Here is a 24,662-nt window from a genome sequence, read left to right as displayed (position 1 = left end):
TTCGTATTCTGCCAATGTCGGCTGATCAGCCCTGCAGGCTCTTCACCTCAACATCGCCTTCAGCCTGCGCCTTGATCGCGCGGGCGGCGGCATTGGCGCCGGCAGCAGTGGTGAAATAGGGGATCTTGTCATAGAGCGCGACGGACCGCATGTCTTTGCTGTCCTGTACGGCCTGCGCGCCTTCTGTGGTGTTCATCAGCAGCTGGACGTTGCCGTCCTTCAGCATATCGACCACATGGGGGCGGCCCTCATAAACCTTGTTGACCAGCTCGCAGGGCACGTCATGGCCGTCCAGCCAGCTTTGGGTGCCGCGTGTTGCCACCAGGGTAAAGCCCTGTTCCACCAGAATTTTCGCCGCATCCAGCATCAATGTGCCCTTGTCAGCATCCTTGATCGAAATGAAGGCGCGCCCTTCAGAGGGCAGCACCATCCCGGCCCCCATCTGCGCCTTCAGGAAGGCGCGGGCAAAGCTGCGGTCCCAGCCCATGACCTCACCGGTGGAACGCATCTCCGGCCCCAGCAGCGTATCAACGCCGGGGAAGCGGGCAAAGGGCAGCACGGCTTCTTTCACCGAGAACCAGGGCATGTCGGGATCCGCCAACGTCATTGGGTCGGCCATCGGCACGTTGACGTCATAGCCGGCATCCGGCTCATACGGCGCACGCTTAGGGAAATTCGACAGCGGTTCACCGGCCATCACGCGGGCGGCGATGGAGGCGATGGCGCTATCGGTGGATTTCGCCACAAACGGCACGGTGCGCGAGGCACGCGGGTTCACCTCAATCAGGTAGATCACCTCATTGCCATCGGCATCGGGTTTCACCGCGAACTGGATGTTCATCAGGCCGACCACATTCAGCGCCTTGGCCAGCGCATTGGTCTGGGTCTTGACCTCTGCAATCACCTCTTTTGACAGCGAGTAGGGCGGCAGAGAGCAAGCACTGTCGCCGGAGTGAACGCCTGCTTCCTCAATATGCTGCATGATGCCGGCCACATGCACATCCGTGCCGTCGCAGATTGCATCAACGTCCAGTTCCACCGCACCGGAGAGATAGCTGTCGAGCAGAACCGGGCTGTCCCCGGAGACCACAACCGCCTCGGCGATGTAGCGCTTCAGCTGGTCCATATCGCGCACGATTTCCATCGCGCGGCCCCCCAGAACATAGGACGGGCGGATCACCAGCGGAAAGCCGATTTCTTCTGCGATCTCAATCGCCTGTGCGTCGGTGGATGCAATGCCGTTACGCGGCTGCTTAAGACCCAGCTGATTGACCAGGGCCTGGAACCGCTCGCGGTCCTCGGCCAGGTCAATGGCGTCAGGTGAGGTGCCGAGGATCGGAATGCCTTCCTCTTCCAGCGCATTGGCCAGCTTCAGCGGTGTCTGGCCGCCGAACTGGACGATGACGCCATGCAGGGTGCCGTTTTCCTGTTCCTTGGTCAGGATCTCCATCACATGTTCGAACGTCAGCGGTTCAAAATACAGCCGGTCTGAGGTGTCATAGTCGGTCGACACGGTCTCCGGGTTGCAGTTGATCATGATGGTCTCATAGCCCGCATCGGTCAGCGCAAAACAGGCGTGGCAGCAGCAGTAGTCAAACTCGATCCCCTGACCAATCCGGTTGGGGCCACCGCCGAGGATGACGACTTTTTTCTTGTCCGAGGGGCGCGCCTCGCATTCCACATCGCCAAAGGCCGGAGCCTCATAGGTGGAATACATATAGGGAGTCTGGGCCTCGAATTCGGCGGCGCAGGTGTCGATCCGCTTGAAGACAGCATTGACGCCAGCGTTGCGGCGGGCGCGGCGCACGTCACTCTCACTCTGGTCGGTCAGTTTGGCCAGACGCGCGTCGGTGAAGCCCAGCATCTTGATCGCGCGCAGACCATGCTCGTCCTGGGGCAGGCCTTCGGCGCGGATCTTGGCTTCGGCGTCAACGATTTCGCGGATCCGGGCCAGGAACCAGGGGTCGAATTTGGTGACCGCGTGGATGTCATCATCGGACAAGCCGTGGCGCATCGCCTGGGCGATGGTGCGCATCCGGTCCGGGGTCTGCTGGCTGATCGCCTTGATCACCGCGGCTTTACCATCGGTCTCATCCTCGGCGCCGGGGATGGCCACCTCATCAAAACCTGTGAGCCCGGTTTCCATCGAGGCCAGCGCCTTTTGCAGGCTCTCATGGATGGTACGGCCAATGGCCATGGTCTCGCCCACGGATTTCATCGCGGTGGTCAGATAGGGCTCTGAGCCTGCAAATTTCTCAAACGCAAAGCGCGGGATCTTGGTGACGACATAGTCGATGGTCGGCTCAAACGATGCCGGGGTCACGCCGGTGATGTCATTGTCCAGCTCATCCAGCGTGAAGCCGACCGCCAGTTTGGCGGCGATCTTGGCAATCGGGAAGCCGGTGGCCTTGGAGGCCAGCGCCGAGGAGCGCGACACGCGCGGGTTCATCTCGATCACCACCATGCGGCCATCGGCTGGGTTCACCGCCCACTGCACGTTGGATCCGCCGGTTTCCACGCCAATCTCGCGCAGCACCGCAATCGAGGCGGAGCGCATCATCTGGTATTCTTTGTCGGTCAGCGTCAGCGCCGGGGCCACGGTGATCGAATCACCTGTGTGGACGCCCATCGGGTCGATATTCTCGATCGAGCAGACGATAATCGCGTTGTCGGCGGTGTCGCGCACCACCTCCATTTCGTATTCTTTCCAACCCAGCAGGCTCTCATCGACAAGGATCTGATTGACCGGTGAGGCATCCATGCCGGAGCGGCAGAAATGGATGTAATCTTCGCGATTATAAGCGACCCCACCGCCGGTCCCGCCAAGGGTGAAGGCCGGGCGGATGATTGCGGGCAGGCCGATATCTTCCAGCTCATCCAGAGCCATCTGAACACCGGCGTCCAGATCGGCACTGCCGTTGTCTTTCTTCGGCGCTGTGATGATTGTGGCGCGGGGGTTCTCCAGCCCAAGCCGATCCATCGCCTCGCGGAACAGCTTGCGGTCTTCTGCCATTTCAATGGCTTCGCGCTTGGCGCCGATCATCTCAACGTCGAATTTCGCCAGCACGCCCATCTCTTCCAGCGCCAGCGCGGTGTTCAGACCGGTCTGCCCACCCATCGTCGGCAGCAGTGCGTCGGGGCGTTCTTTTTCGATGATTTTGGCAACCACTTCGGGCGTAATCGGCTCGATGTAGGTGGCATCCGCCAGACCCGGATCAGTCATGATCGTCGCCGGGTTCGAATTCACCAGAATGACCCGGTAGCCCTCTTCGCGAAGTGCTTTGCAGGCCTGCGCGCCTGAGTAGTCAAACTCACAGGCTTGGCCAATGATGATCGGCCCCGCACCAATGATCATGATCGATTGGATATCGGTTCTTTTCGGCATGGCCTGAATCCCTCTGATTTGCGCGAGTCATGGGCACCCCCGTGCGCCCAAATTGTCCTGCGTTATAGGGACCGCGCCGAAAGGTTCAAGGGGGATCGGAAACCGAATTGGAAATGCCGCATCCATGCCTTTTGTTCGCATAGCGAACGGATATATGTGGAGGGGCAAGATAGACGGAGCAGGCAGACGTGCGGATTCGCTTTGATCAGGGGCCAAAGGGGGCCGCCACATGTTTTGACACCCCGCTGCGCATCATTCGCGCGGACGGGCCGGACGACGTGCCCGCGGCCTTGGCGGCGCTGGATACGGCGCGCGATGCCGGGCACTGGCTGGCGGGCTACGCGTCGTATGAGCTGGGCTATGCGCTTGAGCCGAAACTGGCGAGCCGGATGCCAAGGGAGCGGCGGCTGCCGTTGATCTGCTTCGGGGTCTATGATGAGCCCTCTGGTGAAACGGATCGGGCATTGCCAGACCTTCCCCCTGGCGATGCGGGTTTGGAGGGTATCACCCCCCGATGGACCTATGACCGCTATGCCCAGGCCTTCGCCGAGGTGAACCGCAATATCGGCAAGGGCGATATCTATCAGGCCAACCTGACCTTCCCGATCGATGCCGATGCCTATGGCACCGCTGAAGACCTCTATGCAGCGTTGAAAGCCAGACAGGCTGTCGGCTACGGCGCCCTGATCGAACAGGACGACCTGCCGGATCTGTTGTCCCGCTCGCCGGAGCTGTTTTTCCGCACCGATGCGGAGGGCGTGATTGAGACCCGCCCGATGAAGGGCACCCAGCCGCGCAGCGTTGATCCGGTGGAGGATGCCCGCCGCCGCGACTTCCTGCGTCAGGATGAGAAAAACCGCGCTGAAAACCTGATGATTGTTGATCTATTGCGCAACGACATTTCTCGCGTGGCTGAGACCGGTTCGGTTCATGTGCCCGAATTGTTTGCCGTCGAGAGCTATGCGACGGTGCATCAGATGGTTTCCATGGTGCGCGCTAAATTGCGCCCCGACGCCGGGTTGGCAGAGATCTTTTCAGCGCTGTTTCCCTGCGGATCCATTACCGGCGCGCCGAAAATTCGGTCGATGGAGATACTGGCCGATCTGGAACCCTGGGCGCGCGATATCTACTGCGGCACAATCGGTTGGGCGGCACCGGATGGATCGTCCGAATTCAACGTGGCCATCCGCACGCTGATGCTCGACGAGGGCCGCGCGACGCTCAACGTGGGCGGTGGCGTGGTCTGGGACAGCACCGCAGAATCCGAATATGAGGAAGCGCTATGGAAAGCCCGGTTCGCCCGCGTGACGCCATCCAGAACGATCCCGCTTTCCGCCTGATCGAGACGCTGGGCTGGCATCCGGGGCAGGGGTTCCGGCATCTGTCGCAGCATCTGGCACGGATGGAGCGCAGCGCGGCAGCCTTTGACCTTGCCTTTGATCCTGAGGCGGCGGCGCGCGTGTTGGCTGAGGTGACCGGCGCAGCACCGCTGCGCTGTCGGCTCACGCTGGGCGTGGATGGTCAGCTGGCGCTGGTTACGGCGCCGCTTGGCCAGATACCGGCGCAATGGCGTCTGGGCATCGCCGAGACACAGCTGGACGCGGGGGATATTTGGCTGCAGCACAAAACCACCCGCCGCGCGCTTTATGACGCCGCGCGTGCCACGCTGCCGGAGGGGGTGGATGAGCTGCTGTTTCTAAATGCGCGCGGTGAACTTTGCGAGGGCACGATCACCAATCTCTTTGTCACTCGCCCAGACGGGCAGATGGTCACTCCGCCGCTGTCTTGCGGCCTGCTGCCGGGTGTCCTGCGGCAGGTGCTGCTGGCGCAGGGGAGGTGCGAGGAGGCTGTGCTGCGGCTTCAGGATCTGAAGCAGGCAAAAGCCATCCATATGGGCAACTCTCTGCGGGGGCTGGTCCCGGCACGGCTGGTATAGCAGGGAACTGGGGGTTTCAGGCGTCAGACCACGTGGAAATCACCCAGTTTGCTTGACAACGCCGCCGCAACCTAGTGTACCACCCCGGACGAATTCCGCGCCGTTCTGGCGCATCTCCCGATTGACGGCCCGCCCGGTCATGTGACCGGTATAACGAAAGGTCACCCCATGCACGACTATCGCAGCCATACCTGCGCCGAACTCAACAAATCCAACGTCGGTGAGACCGTCCGCCTGTCGGGCTGGGTCCATCGCGTGCGTGATCACGGCGGCCTCCTGTTCATCGATTTGCGCGACCACTACGGCGTCACGCAGGTTATGGCCGACCCGGACAGCCCGGTCTTTGCCGACATCGAGAAGGTCCGCTCTGAATGGTGTATCCGCATTGACGGCAACGTAAAGGCACGCGACGAGAGTCTGGTGAACGACAAGATCCCCACCGGTGAGATCGAAGTCTTCATCCGCGACATCGAAGTGCTTGGCAAATCCGAAGAACTGCCGCTGATGGTGTTTGGCGAACAGGAATACCCGGAAGAAACCCGCCTGCGCTATCGCTATCTCGACCTGCGTCGCGAGAAGATGCAGAAGAACATGCTCTTGCGCTCCAACATGATCCAGTCGATCCGTCGCCGCATGTGGGACAAGGGCTTCAACGAGTATCAGACGCCGATCATCACCGCCTCCAGCCCCGAAGGCGCGCGTGACTTCCTGGTGCCGTCGCGCCTGCACCCGGGCAAATTCTATGCGCTGCCGCAGGCGCCGCAGCAGTTCAAGCAGCTGATGATGGTGTCGGGCTTTGACAAGTACTTCCAGATAGCACCCTGTTTCCGCGATGAGGACCCGCGCGCTGACCGCTCACCCACCGATTTCTACCAGCTCGATCTGGAGATGTCCTTTGTCACCCAGCAGGACGTGTTCGACACCATCCAGCCGGTGATGCAGGGCGTGTTCGAGGAGTTCGGGAAGGGCCGTAAGGTCGACAGCGAGTGGCCGCAGATTTCCTATAAGGATGCGGCGAAATGGTATGGCACCGACAAGCCGGACCTGCGCAACCCGATCAAGATGCAGGACTGCTCCGAGCATTTCCGCGGGTCTGGTTTTGCGATTTTCGCGAACCTTCTGGAAAACGAAGGCACCGAAATCCGTGCCATCCCGGCCCCCACGGGTGGCTCCCGCAAATTCTGCGACCGGATGAACAAATTTGCCCAGGGCGAAGGCTTGCCGGGCATGGGCTATATCTTCTGGCGTGATCAGGGCGAAGGAATGGAAGCCGCCGGCCCGCTGGCCAAGAACATCGGCCCGGAGCGGACCGAAGCCATTCGCCAGCAGCTGGGTCTGGGTGTTGGCGATGCGGCCTTCTTCCTTGGCGGCAAGCCAAAGACCTTCGAAAGCGTTGCAGGCCGCGCCCGCACCGTGATCGGCGAAGAGCTGGGTCTGACCGACAAAGACCGCTTTGCCTTCTGCTGGATCGTGGATTTCCCGATCTACGAGAAGGATGAAGAAACCGGCAAGATCGATTTTGAGCACAACCCCTTCTCCATGCCGCAGGGTGGCATGGACGCGCTGCTGGACGATCCGCTGTCGGTCAAAGGCTATCAGTACGATCTGGCCTGCAACGGCTACGAACTGGTCTCGGGCGCGATCCGGAATCACAAGCCGGAGATCATGTTCAAGGCGTTTGAAATTGCCGGCTACGGCAAGGAAGAAGTCGAAAAGCGGTTCGGCGGCATGGTCAACGCGTTCCAGTACGGCGCCCCGCCGCACGGGGGCTGCGCGGCCGGCATCGACCGTATGGTGATGCTCTTGGCCGATGAGGCCAACATCCGCGAGGTCATCATGTTCCCGATGAACCAGCGTGCCGAAGATCTGATGATGGCGGCGCCCTCTGAGCCGATGAGCGAACAATTGATGGAGCTGGGCCTGCGGGTGATCCCGCAGGATCAGTAATCCGATCAAAATATGATACGAACAGGCCCGGGCAATTGTCCGGGCCTGTTTGCTTTTGGAAGGGGCAGCGGCCTCCGCAGCGGAGAAGGTGGAAAAACGCGCCTGCAGTGCATAGGTCTGCAGGGTGCCGCAGGTCGCCCAAAAATTGATCTGTGGGTCGGCGCCGCAATGTACGACCGTCTGAAGGCGATATCAGTTGAGAAAGGCCCGAACACGATGCGCTTTGATCCTGAACTGGCAGAGATCCGCTTTGGCTGCGGTCTGTCGCCACGCCACGCGCCACCGAAGGGGCCAGACGAAATGCTCACAGCCCTGCGCGCGCCTGATAGTGCGGCTCAGGACTGGCCGATACCGGGGTTCGATGGTGCCTTAGCTGATGCGCGCGCCTATTCCGCCGCCCGCCGTGCCCGCAAGGCCGCCATCGGCAGCCCGCTGTTCGATGTGCGGGACAAGGATCTGAAGCGCCAACGTGCCAGGATGCGGGATCATCAGGCGGTATGGTTCACTCAGCGGCTCCTGCGCTGTATCACAACATCAAACGGGTTTCGCGAACGCCTCACGCTGTTCTGGGCCGATCACTTTACTGCGCAGGGCAAGATTGCCGCCCTGCGCTACGGCGCGACGCCCTATGTCGAGAGTGCGATCCGCCCCAATATCGCGGCTCGGTTTGAGGATCTGCTGATTGCGGCGGTGACCAGTCCGCTGATGCTGCATTATCTGGACCAGCACCGCTCCACCGGTCCAAATAGTCGCCGCGCGGGGCGCGTGGCCCGGCGGCAGGGGCGCGTGGTTGGCCTCAATGAAAACCTGGCGCGTGAAGTGCTGGAGCTGCATACGCTGGGGGTCGGCGGGCCATACGGGCAACAGGATGTGCGCCAGCTGGCAGAGCTGTTCACCGGGATGATCTACAACATTGAGGACGGGTTCAAATTCGCGCCGGGTTGGGCAGAACCCGGTGCAGAGGTTGTGCTGGGGCAGTGCTATGATGCGGAGATCACCGGGCTCGCGGCGATCAAACAGGCGTTGCGGGATCTGGCCCGGCATCCGGCGACGGCAGATCATCTGGCGCGGAAGCTGGCGGTGCATTTCACCCGCGATACGCCGGACCCGGCCTTGGTCGCGCATCTGGCAGACCGCTACCGGGCGACCTCCGGCGATCTGATGCAGGTCTATGCGGCGCTGCTGGAGCACCCTGCTGCATGGGAGACGGATCTGGGCAACGTGAAACCACCTTTTGCCTATCTCGCCTCCGCCTGTCGGGCGCTGGCGATGCCACCTGCGGCCCTGACCAAACTGAGCCGCCCTCAGATGAACCGGTTCTTTCTGCGACCAATGCAGCGCATGGGGCAGCGTTGGGAATTTTCCAACGGTCCTGATGGCTGGCCCGAGGCGGATGGCGACTGGATCACACCGCAGGGATTGGCGGAGCGGTTGCGCTGGTGCATGTCGGTGCCGGTGCAGCTGATGGAAACGCTGCCTGCACCGCTGGAGGCCCTGCAAGATGCGCTTGGCAATCGCGCCACCGCGCAGCTGCGCTTTGTTGCCTCCGCAGCCGAGACCGAGCGGGAGGCGGTGGGGCTGATCCTGGCCGCGCCCGCCTTCCAGCGCCGGTGAAAGGGAAAGCCCGATGACAAATATACCGCCGACCCCCTCTGCTAGCCCGCCTGCCAGCCTGTCCCGACGCAGCTTTCTGGCGCGCTCGGGCCTGATCGGCTGTTCGCTGGCGGCCAGTCCGTTGCTGACACCGGTCAGCTTTGCCGCTGCCCCCTGGGACACAAGGCTGGTGGTGATCATTCTGCGCGGCGGCATGGATGCCATTGATGTGGTACAGCCCTATGGCGATCCGACCTATGCCGGGCTGCGGCAAACCCTGCTGGGCGGGCCGCAGAATGGGGCGGCGGACCTTGATGGTTTCTTTGCGCTGCATCCGGCGCTGGCGCCGTTGATGCCGCTGTGGCGGGCCGAACAGCTGGGGTTTGTGCAGGCGGTCTCCACCCCGTATCGCAACAAGCGCAGCCATTTTGACGGTCAGGATCTGTTGGAGGCGGGTACGCCGGGGCTGCATCAACGCCGCGACGGCTGGCTCAATCGGCTGCTGCAGGTGACCCCAGGGGTGGAGGCGCGCACCGCCTTTGCTATCGGACAGGGGGAGATGAAACTGTTGCAAGGGGCGGCGCCGGTCTCCGATTGGTCGCCGGATGCCGAGATCGCGCTCAGTCCGCAGGCGGAACGTCTGGCGGGGCTGATGATGGAAGGGGATCCGCTGTTTCACGCTGCGTTGGCCGAAGCGCTGAATCTGGCTGACAGCGCAAAGGCGGACGCAGCCACTGGGCGCGCCGGAACCACAGGGCAGGGTCCGCGTCGTGCACCGCCCCACCAGCGGATCGCCAGCTACGCGGCGCAGCAGCTGCGTGGGGAGAGCCGGATTGCCGCCTTTTCGATCAACGGATGGGACACGCATAATCGCCAGAAAGGCGCGCTGACGCGGGCGCTGCGCCGTCTGTCCGAGACTATTCTAACACTGCATGGCGATCTGGGGCCGACCATCTGGGACAAGACGGCGGTGGTGGCGATGACAGAGTTCGGGCGCACCGTGCGGGAAAACGGCACTGGCGGGACGGATCATGGGACCGGCGGTGCCATGGTACTGGCCGGGGGCGCGATCAGGGGCGGTCGGGTCCACGGGCACTGGCCCGGTTTGACCGAGGCCGCGCTGTTTGATCGCCGCGATCTGATGCCCACCGGCGATGTCCGCGCGCAGATGGGCTGGATCATGCGGGGCATGATCGGCACCGATCATCAGGCGATTTCGGATGTGATTTTTCCCGGCGTCGAGATGGGATCGGATCCGGGTTTGGTGCGGCGCTAGGGAGATCTGGCGGAACCGTCGACTGAGATCAGGTAAGTTCGAGCTGTTGCACGGTATTGTACCGTCTCGGATATGAGGCGCTTGCCAGCGAAATCACCAACAGGCCACGCTGTAATGACTTCGGGCGCGGTGACGCTGTGTCAGCGCAGACGGATCAGCGGTCGCTGCGTTCTAGGATGACCAGAGATCCCAGACTGCGATCGCGGTTGCGGCGGATTTCACGGGCGGAGAACCGCGCCTGCAGGTATAACACGATGCCCAAAGTGGCAGATGCGATAAGGACGACTTCGATCATCTCAGATGGCGACCTTCTGTTTCAGACGTTCCTGCACCAGCCCGGCAACACGCGCGGCAACCCCAGCGACGGGGCGCCCGGTGCTACGGGCGTCCGCCAGATCGGCGGCGGCCCCGGCCAGATGGGAATCGCCAACGCTGCGGGCGACACCCCCAAGAAACTGCGCGACATAGTCCAATGTCTGTCCCTCCTCAGCTTCGTTCAGCACCTCAGCGGCGTGGGCCATATCATCCTGAAAGGCGAGCAGATCAGGCTCAATCACCTCATCGGTCAGCTCATTAGGGCCAGACAGCTGGCGCTCGGCGGGCAGGCGCGACAGGATCGCGGATTGAAAGGCCGCAAGCGAGGTGATCGGCTTGGCCAGAAACCCATCGGCCCCGGCCGCCATCGCCATCGCCTCTCCTGCCTCATCACCGGAAATGCCAAGGATCACACCAACCCGCGGGCTGGCCTCCGCCATGGACTGAATGAGATCGGCGCCGGAGCCATCCGGCAGGCCTAGATCGGCAATTACCACGGAAGGTCTGTAAACTTTCAGGTGCCGATGGGCGGATTTCAGACAGTCAGCGCGCCGGATCCGGGCGCCACTGCGCAGGCACAGCAGGCGCATCGCCTCGCAGGCGTATCGGCTGTCTTCCACCACAAGAATTGTCAGCCCCAGCAACGGTCGTTTCGTCGTGGGCAAGCGGTGGGCGGCAGCAAACAGTTCCGAATCGTCCATGGTTAAGGCTCCTGACTGGATACGACTCAACGCTAGGGAAACGGGGCTAACAGCTGGTTAACATTGACGGCGCGCCTTTAGGTTGAATTGAATTCACTGGGATAAATTGATGCAACAGAGCGTTATTGCAGTGAATTTTCTGCCGCGCGGATTGGCGCACTTGCCCACAGGCAGCAGCTCTTTGATAAGTCTGGGCAGACAGATCACTCAGGAGACCGCAAAATGATTGGCCGCCTCAACCACGTCGCAATCGCCGTGCCCGACCTAGACGCCGCTTCGGCGCAGTACCGCAACACCCTGGGCGCCAAGGTGGGCGCGCCGCAGGATGAGCCGGATCACGGTGTCACCGTGGTGTTCATCGAACTGCCCAACACAAAAATCGAGCTGCTCTACCCGCTGGGCGAGGCCTCCCCCATTGCAGGGTTTCTGGAGAAGAACCCAGCGGGCGGCATTCATCACATCTGTTATGAGGTGGATGACATCCTTGCCGCGCGTGACCGGCTGAAGGCGGAAGGCGCGCGGGTGCTTGGCTCCGGTGAGCCCAAGATTGGCGCCCATGGCAAACCGGTTCTTTTCCTGCATCCGAAGGATTTCAACGGCTGCCTGGTGGAATTGGAACAGGTTTGACGCTATCTGCCCCTTAACCCCTCACAGTGGGGCGGGGGTATCAGAAGGACAGCTATCATGGGTGTGACATCCGGTTTGGTTCTTTATGCGGTGATCTGGTTCATGACCTTTCTGATCGTGATCCCGATCCGCATTGAGACGCAGGGCGACCGTGGCGAGATTGTGCCCGGCACGCATGCCGGGGCGCCGGAGCATCATTATCTGAAGCAGAAGGCCGTGATCACCACGATCGCCGCGGCCGTTCTCTGGGCGATTATCGCGACGATCATCCTCAGTGGTTGGATCACCGTGAATGATTTCGACTGGTTTGACCGGCTGCCTGATCCGCAATAGGCGCGCGCCTTAGACAACGATAATAGCGAAACAGGCGGGCATGGGCCCGCCTGTTTGCATGTCTGCCTGTCGTGACATGTCGGTGACAGAAATCAGCGCGAAACCAATTGCTGCCCGGCGAGCCGGTGAAACAGATGCGTGAATGTGGCTGCCCCGATAATGGGGACCAGCAGGTTCACCAACGGGATCGACAGCGGCATTGCCATCAACACGCCTGCCATCCAGACGGTGCCCAGATGTTTGCGCCGCAACCGCTTTGCCTCTGGCAGACCCAGGCGGCGGGCCGCCGCCAGCGTGAAATATTCACGCCCCAGCAAAAACCCGTTCAGCCCCCAGAAGATAAACAGCGCAAAGGGGGCAAACATAAAATACAGCACCAGCGCCAGCACATTGGCCACCACCAGAACGCCGAGGAAATTGATGGTGTCGCGCACCCCATCCCAGAATGGTGTCTTGATTGCGGGGGGTAGGCCCGGATAGTGGCGATCCTCCACCGCCTGCGCGACCTCATCCAGAAACATCGAGGTGATGGCCGAGGCCACAGGCACCATCAGGAACACCGACAGGAGCAGCATCAGCACCAGAGAGGTGATCGACAGCAGGTCGTCGATCCAGGTGACTGGCCCAATCAATGGCAGGGTGGCATCGGGACCGACCAGCCATTGGATCAGCGCCAGAAACGCCGCATAGGTCACCACCAGCAGCGCCACGGTCAGACCGACGCCCAGAAACAGGACCTTGCGGAAACGGGGATCGCCGAGCTGGCTCAGCGCTTTGGTGAAATCGGTCAGTATCATTGATCCATCCAGGTTGTCAGCGCGTCCAGATCCGGGCGGGGCCGTTCCGGCGGGGCCGAGGCCTCTGTTGCAATATGGATCAGGCCGGCAATCCGCTCATGCGGGTGCAAGCCAAACGCCTCGGCGCAGAAGTCTGGGTCATGGCTAGCCCAGCCTGACAGCCAATTGGCGCCCCATCCGGCGGCCAGGGCGGCATTCAGCAGCGCCAGACAGACCGCCCCGGCGGAGTAGGTCTGTTCGATGGCGGGAATCTTAGGGCTGGCTTTCTGCACCTCGACCACGGCGACGGCCAAATGGCCCAGCTCAAACTGGCTGCGGGCTTTTGCGATGTCCTCCGCCGATTTGCCAAGCCGCTCACCGGCCTTGCTGGTCAGATCTGCCAGCCGCGCCATTGCGGGTTTCTCGATCACGACAAAACGCCAAGGCTCCAGCTTGCCATGATCCGGGGTGCGCGCGGCGGCGCGCAGCAGGGGCATCAGGGCGGCGCGGTCTGGCGCCGGGGCGATCAGTGTTTTGGCCGGGCGAGAGCGGCGCGACAGAAGAAACGTCAGGGCAGCATCATTGCGAGGGGGCATATGTGAAACCTTTTTACATCTACCGCCCATGTCGGCAGGGCGGCGCGGGTTTTCAAGGGGCGATCCGGGGGGGCAGTGGAAATTGCCTGACAGGCGCGGGCATGAGGGCTGGCGGCATCTGCGGTCCGAACGCGGGGTCTGTGGCAGGAAATATCCCGGACGCCCGTGCAAAGTCTATGGAATCCGCCACCAATTCGCGCCATCACTGCGAATATGGGTAAGCCAAAGCAAAAAGACCTCCCCAATCTGAGTCATCTGGCCGTCGCTGGCGGCGAGATTGCCGTACGCGTCACTCCGAAGGCCGCACGCAATGCGGTGCTTCCAGCTGCGCAGGCTGAAAGCGGGCAGGGGGCAACGCTCAAGATCACGGTGACGGCGGCGCCGGAAAACGGCAAGGCGACCGCTGCGGTTCAGGCGCTTCTGGCGCGCGCCATGCGGATTGCGCCCTCAGACCTGGAACTGCTGCGTGGCGCGACCTCTCGTGACAAGGTGTTTGCCTACCGTCCCTGACGGCGGCGTCCCTCATGAGGTATCACGACCTCAACGCAGGCTGACGGAGCACTTCTTCAGAGCGCTAGCTCTCCTCCTCATCCTCGCGGGTAAATCGGTAGACCCCTTCGGGCAGGTCCAGCGCCGCAGCCAGATCCCGGACCTGACTGTGAGAGAGGGTGATTTTCTGCACCCGGTCGGTACGCGGGTCCAACTGCTCGACCGTGACACATTCAGTGAAAATATTGATGGAAACATCCTCCATCAGCTGGGCGGTCTCGTCATCGACGAGGGTCACGACTGTGGCGTCGAATTCGTGCTCGATGGTAAACATATGCCCAGCTTGCCATCGGGCCGCCCCCACTGACAAGGCTTTGTCGCATCACGTATTCTTGCGGCACATTGCAGCCGCCAGGGCTTCATGCGATTGATCCTATGTCGGCTGTCGCGATAAGGTGGTACTGGCAACGCAATGGGCACTGGCAAAGCAAAGGAGATGTCATGCGTCGAGTCTTGCTGATGATGGGATGTGCGCTCACCATGGGGCTGGCAGCCTGCGATACCGTGGTCGACACCGGGACCGCGCCCGCCGCGCGGCCCTCCGGCCCACCGGTGCAGGGCATGTCCCCGGCTGAAGGGCGCAGCGCCTTTGCGGCGGTCACCCGCGTGGTGGAGCCGGTTTCAGAACGTGAATGCCGTGCCCGGACGCAAGGCCTGAACTGCGACTTCCTGATCCGGATTGATCCCAACCCCAAGGCCCCACCAAACGCCTATCAGAGCCAGGACCGGTCGGGGCGCCCTGTGATCACCTTCACCCAGCGGATGCTGGGGCAGATTGCCAATCGCGACGAACTGGCCTTTGTGATGTCGCACGAGGCCGCACACCATATCCGTGGTCATCTGGCACGCAAACGCCAAAGCGCGGTAGCAGGCTCGATCCTGCTGGCCGGGCTTGCGAGCGTTTCCGGTGCCAGTGCCGCTGATGTGGCCCGCGCGCAGGATCTTGGCGCCGCTGTGGGCGCGCGAACCTATTCCAAGAATTTTGAACTGGAGGCGGATGAGCTGGGCACCATCATCACCCATAAGGCCGGGTATCGTCCCAGCGTCGGGGTGAAATTCTTCTATCGTCTGCCCGATCCCGGTGATCGTTTCCTCGGCAGCCACCCCGCCAACCCGGACCGGGTGCGCGTGGTCAATCAGACGATCCAGAAATACAACCTGAATTGACCGATCTGGCGCAGTCCGTCGCCTCCCTGAGGCAGCTCGGCGTGGTGCTGAGCGACCGCGGATCAAAATACGCGGTCAGTGGCGCGCAGGTCACCAGCCGGGCGCAGATCGACGCGGTGCTGGCAGAGCTGAAATCCGACCGCAGCTATGCCAAGGCGACCCACAACACCTGGGCGGCGCAACTGCCCAGCGGTGGCCTCAAGGCTGATGATGGGGAGAGCGGCGCCGGTATGGTGATCCTGCGCATGATGGAGCGGGAGGGGCTGCGTGACCATGTCATCATCGTGACCCGCTGGTATGGCGGCAAGAAGCTGGGCGGTGACCGGTTTCGTCGGGTTCAGGATGCGGTGCGCGCCTATTTCGATCAGGTGACCGCCAGCTGAACCGAGATCCCATATGCCAGGCTGTTTGGCCCAGTGTCTTGAGTGTCAGGTGTTTTGGGCATCCGGCGTCTCTGTTTATCGGCTGTTTGACCTGCATCAAGTCGCCCGGCCCTGACTGAGGTTAAGTTGCCCGCAGGATGAATGATTTCCGGGGACAGCGCGATGACCAGCCAAACCAATGAGACCAGCAGGCGAGATCTGAAAACCCACGCCGCCCTGTTTGACCGCATGGCGGAGACCGTGGGCCTCGATCTACAGGAGGAAGCGATCTCCGGTCGGCTGCGATTTGATGAGATCAGCGAGGCGGTGCTGCGCTGCACCCGCTGCGCCGGCGTCGGCGCCTGCCACAAATGGCTCGACAAAGGGCTGCGCCCGGGGGCCGAGGCGCCCGACTTCTGCCGCAACCGCGACCTCTTGGCCTATCTGAATGAGGAGGAGGTCTAAAGTCTGATCCCAGGCGTGCATCTTTCGACGCCTCTCCATCGGGCCGCCAGTCCGATGTTCCGCCCCTCTTATCCGATCCTCACAGGAGATCCTGACATGCACCCTTTGGGCCACCCGCTGCATCACCTACGTCTGATCAAACGGATGGGGCAGGCCTGCGGCGTTGATCTAACTGCCAGTTTTGCGGCGGGGCAGATCACACAGACAGATTGGGCCGATATGGTGACCCGCTGCCGTGGCTGTCGCGAGGTCGCCCGTTGCGAGGCGTTTCTGGATCAGATCGACCGCGCCGCAGACACCATGCCCAAGGCCCCACTGCAGGGCTGCCGCAATGGCGATGCGCTGCTCCGGCTGCGGGACTAAGCGTGGCTGCTGCGTCGCTGACGCAGCCGGTGCCAGTGATAGAGCGCCGGCGCCAGTACGTAATCATATAGGGCGGAGGCCAGCTGGCGCAGCCCTGGCAGCCCAACCACACGCGCGACCCAGCGATAGCCCGGCATCTGCGCCCAAAGCACCAGAAACGCCGGGATGCCACTCAGCACCTTGCCCTGATGGCGCACATGCAGCCGCCGTGCGGCCTGATCCGCATCAACACCCCAGCGCGCCAGATCTTTTGAGTTGAGGTCATCAAAACGCAACGGCAGCTCCCGCCGCTCCGCCAGATTGGCGTAATGGCGGATCTCGATACTGCACACCGGGCACTCTCCGTTATAGAGGATCTCGGTCGTGTCGTCCTGAGGGGTCGGCATGGTTGGATGCCTCCTAGTTGGATGATTACCTGAGACATGTAACGGCGACCGGGCGCATGGCGAGAGGCAGATGGTCACACCTGCGCTTGGCTTGGACTAGGCCATACTCTCTCATTCCGTGCTGGACCGGCGGGGCGGGCGCTGCAGTCAGGCGGGTGGCTGCTTGTGCTGAGACGTCTAGGATGCTGACACTTTCTATCACAACCTTTGCAATGCCTCATAAGTTGTGCAAAATCAGCGTATGATTGTATGACCTATGAGTTTTTATCGTATTGGCAAGAGGGGCTTTGACGCATCATGGAGAGACCAGAATATCTGAAACAAGGAGAGCCTGCGCGTCTTTTCCCGGTTTTGTCCAATAACTCCAAAGAGGGGCGAACAACTTCAATTCTCTTGGCGTGCCTTTCCAAAGTTGAGGAACTGGCATCAGAGTTGCTGGCGTCGTTGGGGCAACGGACTGGCAAACGCACCACGGTAGAGACCTTCACTGAAGTGGTTTTTGATGGTCAAAAAGAGGCGTGCAAAGATCGTCCTGACGGGTTGATCATCGTTAAAAACGGTTCTCGTGAATGGCGGGCCATGGTGGAGGCAAAGATTGGCAATAACCCTCTGACCGCAGAGCAAATTGAAAAATACCGCAGCTTGTCAAAGGACAACGGGATTGACTGCGTCATTACGATTTCCAACCAGTTTGCGACTTTGCCCGCGAGCCATCCACTGGAAGATGTCCGTAAAAGCCGGTCAAAGATTCCTGTTTTCCACTGGTCATGGATGTTTGTCCTAACGGCCGTGGATTTGTTGATCAGCAACGATGGTGTGGCCGACGATGATCAACGTGTGTTGTTGAATGAACTGAGACGCTTTTTGACTCATGAAAGTGCAGGCATTCGTGGGTTCGATCGCATGCCGCCAGAATGGGGTGAGCTAAACAAACTTGTCTCTGCTGGTGGTAAGATACTTGCGAAGTCACCAGAGGCTATTTGTGTATTGGACGCTTGGCATCAGGAAACCAAGGACCTGTCTTTGATTTTAAGCAGGCAGACGGAAGCAAGTGTCAGAGAGCGCTTGAACAGGAAACACGCCAAAAACCCTGCAGATCGTCACAAAGATGAATTGACCCAACTCAGAGAAGCACATCAACTGCGCGTTAGCTTTGATATACCTAATGCTGCTGCCCCCTTGGAGGTTGTCGCGGATCTCAATCGCCGAACGATCGAAGCTGGAATGACACTCCGGGCACCTGAGGACAAGAAATCATCAAAAGCGCGATTGAATTGGCTTCTCCGTCAGTTGAAGAGCGAAGCTAGCAGTGATCTGTTTGTTCGTATGACTTGGCCCGGGCGCAGTGAAGATACCCATTTCCCCTTGGTGGAGTTGGTGACCGATCCGGATCTTTGCGAAAAGGACAAAAATGGACTTCAAGTCGTCAGTTTTCATATCTATGTCGCAAAGCGCTTGGGCGGAAAATTCACCCAGCAAACAAACTTCATCGCTGAGCTTGAGACGATTGTCCCGGACTTCTACCGCGAGGTTGGCCAAGATCTAACGTCATGGCGAAAACCTGCACCAAGAATTCGAGAGTCTCAGACAGACGCCAGTGTTCAATCGATTGAAGACGAAGCGGAAGTGGTGGCGTTGCAGGCGCAGTGAGTACCGGGGCTTCAGCCGCCTAGCCAGCCCTGACGCCCCACAGATCATACTCCCCCGCTTCATCGACTTCAACGGTGACTAGCTCGCCAACCTGCAACCCTTCGGTGCCCTCGTCAATAAACAGGTTGCCGTCGATCTCAGGCGCGTCGGCTTTGGTGCGGCAGGTGGCGATGCCGTCCTCGTCGATGTCGTCCACGATCACCTGTAGGGTCTGGCCCACCTTGGCCGCCAGCTTCGCCTCGGAAATCGCCTGCGCCTTCTCCATGAACCGGTCCCAGCGCTCCTGCTTTACCTCTTCGGCAACGTGATCCGGCAGGTCGTTCGACCGCGCGCCATCGACGTTTTCGTATTTGAAACAGCCCACACGATCCAGCTGTGCCTCATCCATCCAATCGAGGAGATGCTGGAACTCAGCTTCTGTCTCGCCGGGGTAGCCAACGATGAAGGTGGAGCGGAGGGTGATATCCGGGCAGGTTGCGCGCCAGGCCTTGATCTCATCCAGCGTTTTGGCCGCAGCCGCCGGGCGCGCCATGCGGCGCAGCACATCCGGGTGGGCGTGCTGGAACGGGATATCCAGATAGGGCAGCAGCGCGTTATCCGGATCCGCCATCAGCGGGATCAGCTCACGCACATGCGGGTAGGGGTAGACATAGTGCAGCCGCACCCACAGCTCATCCGCGGGGGCCAGTTTGCCCAGCTCGCGGCTCAGATCTTGAATATGGCTGCGCAGCTCACCGTCTTTCCACGGGTTCACATCATATTTGCGATCCAGCCCATAGGCGGAGGTATCCTGCGAAATCACCAACAACTCGCGCACGCCAGCATCCACCAGTTTTTCCGCCTCGCGCAAAACCGCATGGGCGGGGCGGGACGCCAGTTTGCCGCGCATGTCGGGGATGATGCAGAATTTGCACTTGTGATTGCAGCCCTCGGAGATCTTCAGATAGCTGAAGTGGCGCGGCGTCAGCTTCACACCCGCTGCTGGCAGCAGATCTACGTAAGGGTTGGGTGAGGGCGGCACGGCGGCATGGACCGCATCCAGCACCTGCTCATATTGATGCGGGCCGGTCACCGCCAGAATGCGCGGATGATGCGCGCGGATATAATCCGGCTCTGCGCCCAGACAGCCGGTGACAATCACCTTGCCGTTCTCCTTCAGCGCCTCACCGATGGCTTCAAGGCTCTCGGCTTTGGCACTGTCGAGAAAGCCGCAGGTGTTCACGATCACCGCATCCGCCCCTGAGTAATCCGGCGACACGCCGTAGCCCTCAGCCCGCAGCCGTGTCAAGATCCGCTCACTGTCAACCAGCGCCTTGGGGCAGCCCAGGGACACCATGCCAAGGGTCGGCTGTCCCTCACGGGGCGCCTCGCCAAGCCGGGGCTTGGGCGCAAGATCGGGGCGAAGGCTGGGCGGATTGGCGGAACCGGGTGTCTGTGTCATGCGCGCGCGTATATCAGGACTGGGACAGGAGGCAAGGAAAACGGAGGGGTTGGCCGTGCACCCGCTGTACGCCCCCTGTGCCTCCCTCGTTCGTCAGAGGCTGCATTTCCCGCTTACCCGGACGATAGGCCGAGCAGCACCTGACTTTCTCCCTGGGAAGGCGCTTTGCACCTCCTCTGGGTACGATGCTGCCCTCGGAGGTCGAATAAGACCACCGACCATGGATAGCCCTAGGAATGGCGCATGATCTCTCTGAGAGGAACGGTCAGCGGCACCGGCTGCGCTGACCAATAGCCGCAAACACGCAATGCTTTGATACCGGGCGAGGGCTTCGCGCATTGCACCCGCCCGCCCACGCGGTAAGCTGCGCAAAACCCCGCGGGAACAGGGGGCAAGGCAAGAGGTGCGGTGATGAAGCTGATAATCCGGGTTGTAATAGCGCTGGTGGTGGCCGTGGTGCTGCTGTTGGGCGCGCTGTTGGTGCTGCCGGGCGAGAAACTGGCCCAGCTGGCCGCGAGCCAGATCGAGAAGCAGACCGGGCGCACGGTGACCTTTGGCGGGCGTGTTGGCTACACGCTCTGGCCGACGCTGGGGGTGAAGGCAGACCGGGTGGCGCTGTCCAATGCCGATTGGGCTGGTCCTGAGCCGATGCTGACGGCAGAGCGGCTGACCATCGGTATTGCGGCAGCGGATCTGATCGGGGGTAAGATTCGGGTGACCGAACTCTCGGCGGTGTTGCCACAGCTCAATCTCAGCACCCGCGCGGATGGCACCGGTAACTGGGTGCTGGGTCCCGTCGACGAGGGCCAGACCGGGGCCGCGCCAGCCGCCGAGGGCCGCATGGAAAGCCTGCCGGTCAGTATTGAGGCGCTGAACCTCACTGGCGCCAGCCTGCGCTACGCCCCCCATGGCGAGACTCCGATTGAGCTGACCCAGGTTGATCTGGCGCTGCAGTGGCCTGAGCCTAACGGGACTGTGCTGGCCGATATCACGCTGCGCCCTGCTGGCGCGCCGGTGCAGATCGCGGCGGAGATCGGCACGTTTGAGGCATTTCTGGCAGGGCAGGTTGCCTCGGTCGGGGCCAGTGTGACCGCTGATGAGACCGAACTGCGGTTTGACGGGCGGGCTAATATCACTGGCGCCGCGACGGGTCGCCTGACTGGAAAAAGCTCTGATCTGGCGCGCAGCCTTGCGGTCTTGGGCGGCGCCGAGGGGGTTGAGACACCCGCGGTGAAGACTTGGCTCATCGCGTCGGATCTCACCTATACCACCGATGGGCGTCTGGCGCTGCGTGATCTGACACTGGAGGCAGATGCCAATCGGTTGCGCGGCGCAGCGGATGTGGTGCTCGGCGATGTGCCCAAGGTGACCGCGCGTCTGAGCGGTGACCAGCTGGATTTCTCGGCGCTGCTGCCCGCGGGCGATGCGGACCTGCCTGCGGCGGCTGCGGCTGGCACGGGTACGGATCCGGTCAGCGACGGCTGGTCGCGCGAGCGCATGGATTTCGGCTGGCTGGCGGCGCTGAATGCGGCAATTGCACTGGATGTTCAAGGGGTCGACACCGGCACCGTCAAACTGGGGCCAAGCAAGCTGGACCTCGCGCTGGACAACTCTCGTGCGGTTCTGAAATTCCTGCCTGCCAGCGTCTTTGACGGTCAGGTGCAGGGGCAATTGGTGGTCAACAATCGCAATGGTCTGTCGGTTGGTGGCAAGCTGAGTTTTCAAGACATCCGGCTGGAACAGGCGCTGGGGCAGACCATGGGATATGATCGCCTCAATGGCGAGGCGCTGGGCGAACTGGAATATCTGGGTGTCGGCAATTCAGTAGCGGAGATCATGTCTTCGCTCAGCGGCAAAGGCTGGCTGGAGGTCGGCAAAGGGTTCTTTACCGGCTTTGATTTGGAACAGCTGATGCGCAGCGGCAGTGGCAATGGCGGCAGCACCGTGTTTGATCAGCTGACCGCCAGCTACACGATGGAGGGCGGCAATCTCCTTAACCGGGATCTGCTGCTGACCCTGCGCGGGCTGCGCGCCGAGGGGGAGGGCCGCATCGGGCTTGGGGCGCAGGATCTGGACTATCTCTTTACCCCCGGCATCCAGCGCGGGGATGGCAGCACCCGCCTGTCGATCCCCGTGGCCATCACTGGCCCCTGGAGTGACCCAAAGATCCGTCCCGATCTGAAACGGGCGCTGGAGCCGGAAATCGACGCGGTGGAACAACAGGCCAAGGATCGCCTGCGCGAGAAGTTGAGCGAAGAACTGGATACAGAGATCGCGCCAGAGCGGGACATCAATGAGGCGATCCGCGACCGGATCGAGAAAGAGGCAAAAGACCAGTTGCTGCGGCTTCTCGGCGGCGATTGAGGCTGCGGCTAGATGACATGTCCTACAACAGAAAACGCCCGCCAATGGCGGGCGTTTCTACTTCAACTCTGAGAATGATCAGAAGGTCTGATCATAGTCACCGACCAGCGGTTCGGTGCGGATCACCGCGTCAATCTCGGCAAAGATCTCGCGCAGTTCCGCTTCGCTTTCGCTGCTCTCGCAGACCACCACGAGGTTGGGCGTATTGGAGGAGGCCCGCACCAGCCCCCAAGATCCGTTATCAAGGATCACACGCGCACCGTTCACGGTGACGACCTCCTTGATGGGGCGGCCTGCCAGCGTCTCGCCAGCCTCGGCCTTGGCAACCAGCTTCTCGACCAGACGCTCCAGCACGGTGTATTTCTCGGTATCGGCGCAATAGGGCGACATGGTGGGCGTCGCCCAGGTCTTGGGCAGCGCCTTCCTCAGGTCGGACATGCTCTTGTCCGGGTTGCGGTCCATCAGCTTGCAGATTTCCACCGCCACGCGCATGCCGCAGTCGTAGCCCCGGCCCACAGGTTCGGCGAGGAAATAGTGGCCGGATTTCTCAAACCCTGCCAGCGCGCCAATTTCTTTCACCCGCCGTTTCATGTGGCTGTGACCGGTTTTCCAGTAATCCGCCGTCACACCATTGGCCTTCAGCTCGGGATCCGAGGCAAACAGCCCGGTGGATTTCACATCCGCCACAAAGGTCGCATTCGGGTGCAGTTTGGACAGATCGCGGGCCATGATGACGCCGACCTTGTCGGCAAAGATCTCCTCGCCCTCATCATCCACCACGCCGCAACGATCGCCGTCGCCATCAAACCCCAGCGCCATATCGGCGCCAGAGGCCTTCACGCTGTCGGACATATCGTGCAGCATTTCCATGGCTTCGGGGTTCGGGTTGTAGTGCGGGAAGGTATAGTCCAGCGCGTTGTGGCTTTCGACCACCTCAACCCCCATCCGTTCAAACAGCTCCGGTGCAAAGGCGGAGGCGGTGCCATTGCCGGTGGCGCAGACCACCTTCAGCGGGCGGGACATTTTGAAATCGCCAACCAGATCGTCGAGATAGGCCTCTTTTACGCCATCCACGAACTGATAGGAGCCGCCGGGGCGGGCGACGCCCTCACCATTCAGGACAATGTCCCGCAGCTCACCCATTTCATCTGGACCATGGGTCAGCGGGCGTTCAAAGCCCATCTTGACGCCGGTCCAGCCGTTGGGGTTGTGCGAGGCGGTGACCATGGCGACCGCGGGCACATCCAGGTGGAACTGCGCGAAATAGGCCATCGGCGACAGGGCCGGGCCAATGTCGCGCACCTCGATACCGGCCTGCATCAGGCCGATGATCAGCGCGTGTTTGATAGAAACCGAATAGTCGCGATAGTCATTGGCCACCGCAATCACCGGCGGGATGCCGCGCTTGTGCATCTGGGTGCCAAGCCCCAGCCCCAGCGCCGTCATGCCGGGCAGATTGATTTCCTCAGGGTATTTCCAGCGTGCGTCATATTCGCGAAAACCAGTGGGCGTGATCATCGGATCGCGCAGAAAGCTCCAGGTGTTCGGGCGCACCTCGGGGATGGGTTTGGTCATGGGATTACGCTCTCTTGTCGATCAGATGCGGATAGGGTCGGCCTTGGCCAGCGCATCAAAGCGCATCAGGCTCTCGATCAGCTTGGGCATCTGGTCCAGATAAATCATGTTTGGCCCGTCAGAGGGCGCGTTGTCCGGGTCCTCATGGGTTTCAATAAACAGCGACGCAATACCCAGCGACACTGCTGCACGCGCCATCAACGGCGCAAATTCACGCTGTCCACTGGTGGAGCCGCCTTTGCCACCGGGCTGCTGTACAGAATGGGTGGCGTCCATCACCACCGGGTAACCGCCCTGGGCCATCTGCGGCAGCGACCGCATGTCAGCGACCAGTGTATTGTAGCCAAATGAGGTGCCGCGCTCGGTCAGCAGGATGTTTTTGTTGCCGGTGCTTTCCACCTTGGCGACGACATTGGCCATGTCCCAAGGGGCCAGGAACTGACCCTTCTTGATGTTCACGGCCTTGCCGGTGTTGCCTGCGGCCAGCAGCATATCGGTCTGACGGCATAGGAAGGCCGGGATCTGCAGGATATCCACGGCCTCGGCCGCCACTGCACATTGCGCCTCTGTGTGGACGTCGGTCAGCACAGGCACGTCAAATTCCTTGGCGATGGTTTGCAGGACCTTCAGCCCCTCATCCACGCCCAGCCCACGTTTGCCGGACAGCGAGGTGCGGTTGGCCTTGTCATAGGAGGCCTTGAACACATATTGCGCGCCATATTTTGCGCAGGCCTCTTTCATCTGACCTGCGATCATGCGCGCATGGTCCAGGCTTTCCAGCTGGCAAGGGCCAGCAATGAGGGTCAGCGGGCGGTCATTGCCGATGCTGAGGTCGGCGACGGAGATATTTTTCAT

Annotated in this window: 24 protein-coding genes; 14 read left to right on the top strand and 10 right to left on the bottom strand. The window is 61.4% G+C overall.

Features of this window, described 5'->3' with window-relative positions:
- Positions 1-25 precede the first annotated feature (25 nt).
- A complete protein-coding gene (carB, locus tag OO25_RS11640; RefSeq protein ID WP_040180217.1) occupies positions 26-3,385 on the bottom strand; it encodes a carbamoyl-phosphate synthase large subunit in 3,360 nt (1,119 codons plus the stop codon).
- Between the two features lie 188 nt (positions 3,386-3,573).
- On the opposite strand from carB, the gene OO25_RS11635 reads away from it, so the two are divergent.
- The 5 genes from OO25_RS11635 to OO25_RS11615 all read left to right on the top strand — a co-directional run bounded on the left by OO25_RS11635 (position 3,574) and on the right by OO25_RS11615 (position 10,137).
- On the top strand, positions 3,574-4,725 hold the full coding sequence (locus OO25_RS11635; protein ID WP_040180215.1) for an aminodeoxychorismate synthase component I: 1,152 nt from the start codon (positions 3,574-3,576) through the stop codon (positions 4,723-4,725).
- Positions 4,668-5,321 carry an aminotransferase class IV family protein gene (locus OO25_RS11630; RefSeq protein ID WP_040180214.1) on the top strand — a complete coding sequence of 218 codons (654 nt, stop codon included), beginning with the start codon at positions 4,668-4,670 and terminating at the stop codon, positions 5,319-5,321. The genes OO25_RS11635 and OO25_RS11630 overlap by 58 nt, the downstream gene beginning before the upstream one ends.
- A gap of 168 nt (positions 5,322-5,489) precedes the next feature.
- Positions 5,490-7,268, top strand: coding sequence for an aspartate--tRNA ligase (aspS, locus tag OO25_RS11625; protein WP_040180213.1), 1,779 nt, complete (start codon positions 5,490-5,492; stop codon positions 7,266-7,268).
- A 216-nt stretch (positions 7,269-7,484) separates the two neighbouring features.
- Positions 7,485-8,882 carry a DUF1800 domain-containing protein gene (locus tag OO25_RS11620; protein ID WP_040180336.1) on the top strand — a complete coding sequence of 466 codons (1,398 nt, stop codon included), beginning with the start codon at positions 7,485-7,487 and terminating at the stop codon, positions 8,880-8,882.
- Between the two features lie 13 nt (positions 8,883-8,895).
- A complete protein-coding gene (locus OO25_RS11615; protein ID WP_040180212.1) occupies positions 8,896-10,137 on the top strand; it encodes a DUF1501 domain-containing protein in 1,242 nt (413 codons plus the stop codon).
- 154 nt (positions 10,138-10,291) lie between these two features.
- Here the strand turns inward: OO25_RS11615 and OO25_RS22970 are convergent, their stop codons facing one another.
- Both OO25_RS22970 and OO25_RS11610 read right to left on the bottom strand, forming a co-directional pair.
- Complete coding sequence (locus OO25_RS22970) at positions 10,292-10,432, bottom strand: hypothetical protein (RefSeq protein ID WP_158524467.1); 141 nt, start codon at positions 10,430-10,432, stop codon at positions 10,292-10,294.
- A gap of 1 nt (position 10,433) precedes the next feature.
- Entirely contained in the window at positions 10,434-11,153 is a 720-nt protein-coding gene (locus tag OO25_RS11610) for a response regulator (RefSeq protein WP_040180210.1), read from the bottom strand.
- Between the two features lie 222 nt (positions 11,154-11,375).
- On the opposite strand from OO25_RS11610, the gene mce reads away from it, so the two are divergent.
- Together mce and OO25_RS11600 are read left to right on the top strand one after the other, a co-directional pair.
- Positions 11,376-11,780 carry a methylmalonyl-CoA epimerase gene (mce, locus tag OO25_RS11605; RefSeq protein ID WP_014875354.1) on the top strand — a complete coding sequence of 135 codons (405 nt, stop codon included), beginning with the start codon at positions 11,376-11,378 and terminating at the stop codon, positions 11,778-11,780.
- Positions 11,781-11,837: 57 nt separating this feature from the next.
- Complete coding sequence (locus tag OO25_RS11600) at positions 11,838-12,113, top strand: DUF1467 family protein (RefSeq protein ID WP_014875353.1); 276 nt, start codon at positions 11,838-11,840, stop codon at positions 12,111-12,113.
- Between the two features lie 92 nt (positions 12,114-12,205).
- Here the strand turns inward: OO25_RS11600 and OO25_RS11595 are convergent, their stop codons facing one another.
- Both OO25_RS11595 and OO25_RS11590 read right to left on the bottom strand, forming a co-directional pair.
- Entirely contained in the window at positions 12,206-12,910 is a 705-nt protein-coding gene (locus OO25_RS11595) for an EI24 domain-containing protein (RefSeq protein ID WP_040173974.1), read from the bottom strand.
- On the bottom strand, positions 12,907-13,485 hold the full coding sequence (locus OO25_RS11590; protein ID WP_040173976.1) for a nitroreductase: 579 nt from the start codon (positions 13,483-13,485) through the stop codon (positions 12,907-12,909). The genes OO25_RS11595 and OO25_RS11590 overlap by 4 nt, the downstream gene beginning before the upstream one ends.
- A 213-nt stretch (positions 13,486-13,698) precedes the next feature.
- Here OO25_RS11590 and OO25_RS11585 point away from each other — a divergent pair, with 213 nt between their 5' ends.
- Entirely contained in the window at positions 13,699-13,995 is a 297-nt protein-coding gene (locus tag OO25_RS11585) for a DUF167 domain-containing protein (protein WP_040180209.1), read from the top strand.
- Positions 13,996-14,059: 64 nt separating this feature from the next.
- Here OO25_RS11585 and OO25_RS11580 read toward each other — a convergent pair whose 3' ends face one another.
- Entirely contained in the window at positions 14,060-14,308 is a 249-nt protein-coding gene (locus OO25_RS11580) for a hypothetical protein (RefSeq protein ID WP_040173979.1), read from the bottom strand.
- Between the two features lie 167 nt (positions 14,309-14,475).
- Between OO25_RS11580 and OO25_RS11575 the strand changes: the two genes are divergently transcribed.
- The 4 genes from OO25_RS11575 to OO25_RS11560 all read left to right on the top strand — a co-directional run bounded on the left by OO25_RS11575 (position 14,476) and on the right by OO25_RS11560 (position 16,391).
- Positions 14,476-15,201, top strand: a complete 726-nt coding sequence (locus OO25_RS11575; protein WP_040173981.1) for a M48 family metalloprotease — start codon at positions 14,476-14,478, stop codon at positions 15,199-15,201.
- On the top strand, positions 15,198-15,584 hold the full coding sequence (locus tag OO25_RS11570; RefSeq protein WP_241770613.1) for a YigZ family protein: 387 nt from the start codon (positions 15,198-15,200) through the stop codon (positions 15,582-15,584). Before OO25_RS11575 ends, OO25_RS11570 begins: the two co-directional genes overlap by 4 nt.
- Before the next feature lie 162 nt (positions 15,585-15,746).
- Positions 15,747-16,028, top strand: coding sequence for a DUF6455 family protein (locus tag OO25_RS11565; protein WP_052465671.1), 282 nt, complete (start codon positions 15,747-15,749; stop codon positions 16,026-16,028).
- Positions 16,029-16,124: 96 nt separating this feature from the next.
- Positions 16,125-16,391, top strand: a complete 267-nt coding sequence (locus OO25_RS11560) for a DUF6455 family protein (RefSeq protein WP_040180208.1) — start codon at positions 16,125-16,127, stop codon at positions 16,389-16,391.
- Here the strand turns inward: OO25_RS11560 and OO25_RS11555 are convergent.
- Positions 16,388-16,777 (bottom strand): thiol-disulfide oxidoreductase DCC family protein, encoded by a 390-nt coding sequence (locus tag OO25_RS11555; RefSeq protein WP_040180206.1) that lies wholly within the window; start codon positions 16,775-16,777, stop codon positions 16,388-16,390. The genes OO25_RS11560 and OO25_RS11555 overlap by 4 nt on opposite strands.
- Before the next feature lie 297 nt (positions 16,778-17,074).
- Between OO25_RS11555 and OO25_RS11550 the strand changes: the two genes are divergently transcribed.
- On the top strand, positions 17,075-18,427 hold the full coding sequence (locus OO25_RS11550; protein WP_242407033.1) for a hypothetical protein: 1,353 nt from the start codon (positions 17,075-17,077) through the stop codon (positions 18,425-18,427).
- Between the two features lie 19 nt (positions 18,428-18,446).
- Here the strand turns inward: OO25_RS11550 and rimO are convergent, their stop codons facing one another.
- Complete coding sequence (rimO, locus tag OO25_RS11545) at positions 18,447-19,868, bottom strand: 30S ribosomal protein S12 methylthiotransferase RimO (RefSeq protein WP_040180204.1); 1,422 nt, start codon at positions 19,866-19,868, stop codon at positions 18,447-18,449.
- Positions 19,869-20,279: 411 nt separating this feature from the next.
- Here rimO and OO25_RS11540 point away from each other — a divergent pair, with 411 nt between their 5' ends.
- On the top strand, positions 20,280-22,232 hold the full coding sequence (locus OO25_RS11540; RefSeq protein ID WP_040180203.1) for an AsmA family protein: 1,953 nt from the start codon (positions 20,280-20,282) through the stop codon (positions 22,230-22,232).
- Positions 22,233-22,310: 78 nt separating this feature from the next.
- Here the strand turns inward: OO25_RS11540 and OO25_RS11535 are convergent, their stop codons facing one another.
- Positions 22,311-23,807: a phosphomannomutase/phosphoglucomutase gene (locus OO25_RS11535; RefSeq protein ID WP_040180202.1), complete on the bottom strand. Its 1,497-nt coding sequence runs from the start codon at positions 23,805-23,807 to the stop codon at positions 22,311-22,313.
- 21 nt (positions 23,808-23,828) lie between these two features.
- Positions 23,829-24,662 carry a 3-deoxy-8-phosphooctulonate synthase gene (gene kdsA / locus OO25_RS11530; protein ID WP_040180201.1) on the bottom strand — a complete coding sequence of 278 codons (834 nt, stop codon included), beginning with the start codon at positions 24,660-24,662 and terminating at the stop codon, positions 23,829-23,831.

Origin of the sequence: Phaeobacter sp. S60, assembly GCF_000826845.1 — a bacterium.
GTDB lineage: Bacteria > Pseudomonadota > Alphaproteobacteria > Rhodobacterales > Rhodobacteraceae > Phaeobacter > Phaeobacter piscinae.
This window is presented reverse-complemented; position numbering and strand designations above follow the sequence as displayed.

Coding starts and splice junctions, on each gene's coding strand:
- carB (WP_040180217.1), bottom strand. CDS start 3,385: ATGCCGAAAAGAACCGATATCCAATCGATCATGATCATTGGTGCGGGG.
- OO25_RS11630 (WP_040180214.1), top strand. CDS start 4,668: ATGGAAAGCCCGGTTCGCCCGCGTGACGCCATCCAGAACGATCCCGCT.
- aspS (WP_040180213.1), top strand. CDS start 5,490: ATGCACGACTATCGCAGCCATACCTGCGCCGAACTCAACAAATCCAAC.
- OO25_RS11620 (WP_040180336.1), top strand. CDS start 7,485: ATGCGCTTTGATCCTGAACTGGCAGAGATCCGCTTTGGCTGCGGTCTG.
- OO25_RS11615 (WP_040180212.1), top strand. CDS start 8,896: ATGACAAATATACCGCCGACCCCCTCTGCTAGCCCGCCTGCCAGCCTG.
- OO25_RS22970 (WP_158524467.1), bottom strand. CDS start 10,432: ATGATCGAAGTCGTCCTTATCGCATCTGCCACTTTGGGCATCGTGTTA.
- OO25_RS11610 (WP_040180210.1), bottom strand. CDS start 11,153: ATGGACGATTCGGAACTGTTTGCTGCCGCCCACCGCTTGCCCACGACG.
- mce (WP_014875354.1), top strand. CDS start 11,376: ATGATTGGCCGCCTCAACCACGTCGCAATCGCCGTGCCCGACCTAGAC.
- OO25_RS11600 (WP_014875353.1), top strand. CDS start 11,838: ATGGGTGTGACATCCGGTTTGGTTCTTTATGCGGTGATCTGGTTCATG.
- OO25_RS11595 (WP_040173974.1), bottom strand. CDS start 12,910: ATGATACTGACCGATTTCACCAAAGCGCTGAGCCAGCTCGGCGATCCC.
- OO25_RS11590 (WP_040173976.1), bottom strand. CDS start 13,485: ATGCCCCCTCGCAATGATGCTGCCCTGACGTTTCTTCTGTCGCGCCGC.
- OO25_RS11585 (WP_040180209.1), top strand. CDS start 13,699: ATGGGTAAGCCAAAGCAAAAAGACCTCCCCAATCTGAGTCATCTGGCC.
- OO25_RS11580 (WP_040173979.1), bottom strand. CDS start 14,308: ATGTTTACCATCGAGCACGAATTCGACGCCACAGTCGTGACCCTCGTC.
- OO25_RS11575 (WP_040173981.1), top strand. CDS start 14,476: ATGCGTCGAGTCTTGCTGATGATGGGATGTGCGCTCACCATGGGGCTG.
- OO25_RS11565 (WP_052465671.1), top strand. CDS start 15,747: ATGACCAGCCAAACCAATGAGACCAGCAGGCGAGATCTGAAAACCCAC.
- OO25_RS11560 (WP_040180208.1), top strand. CDS start 16,125: ATGCACCCTTTGGGCCACCCGCTGCATCACCTACGTCTGATCAAACGG.
- OO25_RS11555 (WP_040180206.1), bottom strand. CDS start 16,777: ATGCCGACCCCTCAGGACGACACGACCGAGATCCTCTATAACGGAGAG.
- OO25_RS11550 (WP_242407033.1), top strand. CDS start 17,075: ATGGAGAGACCAGAATATCTGAAACAAGGAGAGCCTGCGCGTCTTTTC.
- rimO (WP_040180204.1), bottom strand. CDS start 19,868: ATGACACAGACACCCGGTTCCGCCAATCCGCCCAGCCTTCGCCCCGAT.
- OO25_RS11540 (WP_040180203.1), top strand. CDS start 20,280: ATGAAGCTGATAATCCGGGTTGTAATAGCGCTGGTGGTGGCCGTGGTG.
- OO25_RS11535 (WP_040180202.1), bottom strand. CDS start 23,807: ATGACCAAACCCATCCCCGAGGTGCGCCCGAACACCTGGAGCTTTCTG.
- kdsA (WP_040180201.1), bottom strand. CDS start 24,662: ATGAAAAATATCTCCGTCGCCGACCTCAGCATCGGCAATGACCGCCCG.